Source organism: Clostridium sp. (assembly GCF_032552055.1).
GTDB lineage: Bacteria > Bacillota > Clostridia > Clostridiales > Clostridiaceae > Clostridium.
The window spans coordinates 1-3,814 of record NZ_JAWGSV010000290.1; the positions used below are offsets into that span (position 1 = coordinate 1).

Annotated in this window: 3 protein-coding genes; 2 read left to right on the forward strand and 1 reads right to left on the reverse strand. The window is 29.5% G+C overall.

From position 1 onward, the window contains the following. Window positions 1–92 precede the first annotated feature (92 nt). Window positions 93–893 (forward strand): pyrroline-5-carboxylate reductase, encoded by an 801-nt coding sequence (gene proC, locus E6248_RS14295; protein ID WP_316341456.1) that lies wholly within the window; start codon window positions 93–95, stop codon window positions 891–893. Window positions 894–973: 80 nt separating this feature from the next. Here the strand turns inward: proC and E6248_RS14300 are convergent, their stop codons facing one another. Continuing rightward, window positions 974–2,152: a malic enzyme-like NAD(P)-binding protein gene (locus tag E6248_RS14300; RefSeq protein ID WP_316341454.1), complete on the reverse strand. Its 1,179-nt coding sequence runs from the start codon at window positions 2,150–2,152 to the stop codon at window positions 974–976. Window positions 2,153–2,327: 175 nt separating this feature from the next. Here E6248_RS14300 and E6248_RS14305 point away from each other — a divergent pair, with 175 nt between their 5' ends. Beyond that, a complete protein-coding gene (locus E6248_RS14305) occupies window positions 2,328–3,617 on the forward strand; it encodes an adenylosuccinate synthase (RefSeq protein ID WP_316341455.1) in 1,290 nt (429 codons plus the stop codon). Window positions 3,618–3,814: the final 197 nt, after the last annotated feature.

Consider the following 3,814-nt stretch of genomic DNA (forward strand, 5'->3'; position numbering starts at 1 on the left):
TAATATATCCTATGAGTAAAGTGGGGAAAAACTTAAATTATAAAAAAATAAGAAAAATATTTATAAAAAATATTAATAAGGAAGTGGGGACAATGAATAAAAAAGTTGGATTCATAGGTTGCGGAAACATGGGAAAAGCTATTCTTGGAGGAATTATTAATTCAGGTGAGATAGCACTAGAGAATATATTTGTATCTACAAGAAGTGAAGAATCAAAATCAAAGATAGAAGATGAGTTTAAAGTTAAGGCATCATTAGATAATAATGAAGTTACAGCGTTTTCAGATATATTATTTTTAGCTGTGAAACCAAATATATTTAAAGATGTATTAAAAGAAGTAAAGGATAATATAACTAAGGATACATTAGTAGTTTCTATTGCAGCAGGTGTAACTGTAAAAGATATAGAAAATATATTAGGACAAGATAAAAAGATAGTAAGAACTATGCCAAATACACCAGCTTTAGTCGGAGAGGCAATGTCAGCAGTTTGTTTTAATAAAAATTTAAATGATGAAGAGATAGATGATATTTGCAGTATTTTTAATATGTTTGGTAAATATGAAATATTAGAAGAAAAATATTTTCATGGTTTTATAGCTCTTTGTGGATCATCTCCAGCATATGTTTTTATGTTTATTGAAGCTATGGCAGATGCAGCTGTAAAGCTAGGAATACCAAGAAGCAAAGCTTATAAAATGGCAGAGCAATCTATTTTAGGGTCAGCTAAGCTTGCATTAGAAACAGGAAAACACCCTGGAGAATTAAAGGATATGGTTTGTTCACCAGGTGGAACTACAATAGAAGCGGTTATAGAATTAGAAAATAGCGGTTTTAGAAGTAGTGTAATAAATGCATTAGAAAAATGTGCAGAGAAATCAGAAAATATGTAATATAAAAAAATCACAGTATGATTACTTAATGAATAATTTATAAAGTATTGCATACTGTGATTTTTCATATGTTAATTGTATTATTTATAAATTTTTGAAATTCCACTTTTAATTGCAGCCTCTTTTACAGCATTAGCTACAGCTTTTTGAACATTTATATCAAATGCTTTTGGAATTATAAAGTCATAATTCAGATCATTATCATTTATTGAATTTGCTATAGCATTTGCAGCTGCAATTTTCATTTCTTCGTTAATATCTTTAGCTCTTACATCTAAGGCACCTCTAAATACTCCAGGAAATGCCAAGACATTATTTACTTGATTAGGAAAATCAGAACGTCCAGTTCCAATAACCTTAACACCAGCCTCTTTAGCAACATCAGGAAAAATTTCAGGTATTGGGTTTGCCATAGCGAATATTATTGCATCTTTATTCATAGTTTCAGCCATTTCTTTTGTAACTAAATTAGGTGCTGAAACACCAATAAAAATATCAGCATTTATTAATGCAGACTTTAAATCACCCTTAAGATTACTTTTGTTAGTTATTTCTGAAAGCTCTCTCATAGATGAATTTAAATTATCTATATCTTTATTAATTATTCCACTCTTATCACACATAAGTATATTCTTTGCTCCAAAGGAAACTAGTAGCTTGCAAATAGCTGTTCCAGCTGATCCAGCGCCATTAATAACTATTTTAGTATTTTCAATTTTTTTATTTACAAGTTTTAAGGCATTAATTAATCCTGCTAATACTACTATAGCAGTTCCATGTTGGTCATCATGAAAAACAGGAATATCTAACTTTTCTTTAAGCTTATTTTCTATTTCAAAACATCTAGGTGCAGAAATATCTTCTAAATTAATACCACCTAAGGATGGAGATATTCTTATAATAGTTTCAACTATTTCATCTACATTTTGAGTATTTAAAACTAACGGAAAAGCATCAACATCTGCAAATTCTTTAAATAGTATAGATTTGCCTTCCATAACAGGTAATGAAGCTAATGGACCTATATTACCTAAGCCTAAGACAGCTGTACCATCAGAAATTACAGCAACTGTATTCCACTTCCTTGTATAAGTATAAGCTGCATCAGGATTTTTATGTATTTCTCTACACGGCTCAGCAACCCCAGGGGTATAGGCTAAGGTTAAATCTTTTTCATTAGAGATCTTACAATTAGACTTAATTTGGAATTTACCTCTTAATTCTTCATGATACTTTAAAGACTCTTCATAAATATTCATAGAACTACTCCTTCTAAATTATACTAATATATTAATTATACGAACTATACTTAAATAATGCAAAAAAATATTCGATAAAATATTGAAAGTTTATTTTGACTTTGTTAATATGTATTTGTAAATTTATTTTATTAGAGAGGACTAAATATAAGTCCTTTATCAAGGAGGCAAACATATGTCAGCATTTGTTGTTTTAGGAGCTCAATGGGGAGATGAAGGAAAGGGGAAGATGACTGATTATCTTGCAGAAGAAGCACAGGTAATAGTTAGATTCCAAGGGGGAAATAATGCAGGTCATACTGTTGAAGTTGGCGAAAAACAATATAAACTTCACCTGATACCATCAGGAATATTATATGATAATAAATTAAATATCATAGGTAATGGAGTTGTCGTTGATCCAAAAGCCTTATTTACAGAAATAGATTACTTAGAAGGTGAAGGTGTTAAGGTTACACCAGAAAAACTTATTGTAAGTGATAGAGCGCATGTTATTATGCCATACCATAAAGTATTAGATAAGTTAAAAGAACAAGCTAGAGGAAAAAATGATATTGGAACAACTGGTAAGGGAATTGGACCATGTTATACTGATAAATTTGAGAGATCTGGAATTAGAATTTGTGATTTAATAGATGAGGAAACTTTTAAAGAAAAATTAAGGGAAAGTATTGAAGCTAAGAATAAATATATAGTTAATGTTTTAAATGGAGAAGCATTAAGCTACGATGATATTCTTACTGAATACTTAGAATTAGCTAATAGATTAAGACCATACGTACAAGATACATCAGTAAAGCTTTATGATGAAATCAAATCAGATAAAACTGTTTTATTTGAAGGAGCTCAAGGTATGTTACTTGATATAGATTATGGAACTTATCCATATGTAACTTCTTCAAACACTACTGCATGTGGTGTAGCAAGTGGTTCAGGGATAGGACCAACTATGGTTACTAATGCTGTTGGGATAGCTAAGGCTTATACAACAAGAGTTGGTAAAGGTCCATTTCCAACTGAGTTAGATAATGAAATTGGTGAATGGATAAGAGAAAAAGGACATGAGTATGGAGTAACTACAGGTAGATCAAGAAGATGTGGATGGCTTGATGCTGTTATTTTAAAAACAACAGTAAGAGTTTCAGGATTAACATCATTATGTGTTACTAAAATAGATACTTTAGCAGGCCTTGATAAACTAAAAATTTGTGTAGGATATAAATATGATAATAAGGTTATAGATTATTTCCCAGCAAGCTTAAAGGACTTAGCAAAATGTGAACCAATATATGAAGAGTTTGAAGGTTGGGGAGAAGAAGTAGCTGAAGCTAGAAGTTATGATGAACTACCTTTAAATGCTAAGAAATACTTAGAAAGAATTGAAGAGTTAACAGGAACTAAAATTTCTATAGTAGGTGTTGGTCCAAGAAGGGATCAAACTATTAGAGTTACAAAAGAACTATAGCATACATTAAACTGTCTTAAATTTAAAATAATAAATTTAAGACAGTTTTTATTTATAATACAAGAATGGTTAAGAGATATATGTAAGAATAATTTTAATAAGCTGTATAAGATTTATTATTACTTAATTTTAATGAAATACTTATTTTTATAGAGATATAAATATAGATTAAAATTAGGATAATTATAATAGAATAG

Excerpts from the sequence above, each read along its gene's own strand:
- E6248_RS14305 (WP_316341455.1), top strand. The coding sequence starts at position 2,328 with ATGTCAGCATTTGTTGTTTTAGGAGCTCAATGGGGAGATGAAGGAAAG.
- E6248_RS14300 (WP_316341454.1), bottom strand. The coding sequence starts at position 2,152 with ATGAATATTTATGAAGAGTCTTTAAAGTATCATGAAGAATTAAGAGGT.
- proC (WP_316341456.1), top strand. The coding sequence starts at position 93 with ATGAATAAAAAAGTTGGATTCATAGGTTGCGGAAACATGGGAAAAGCT.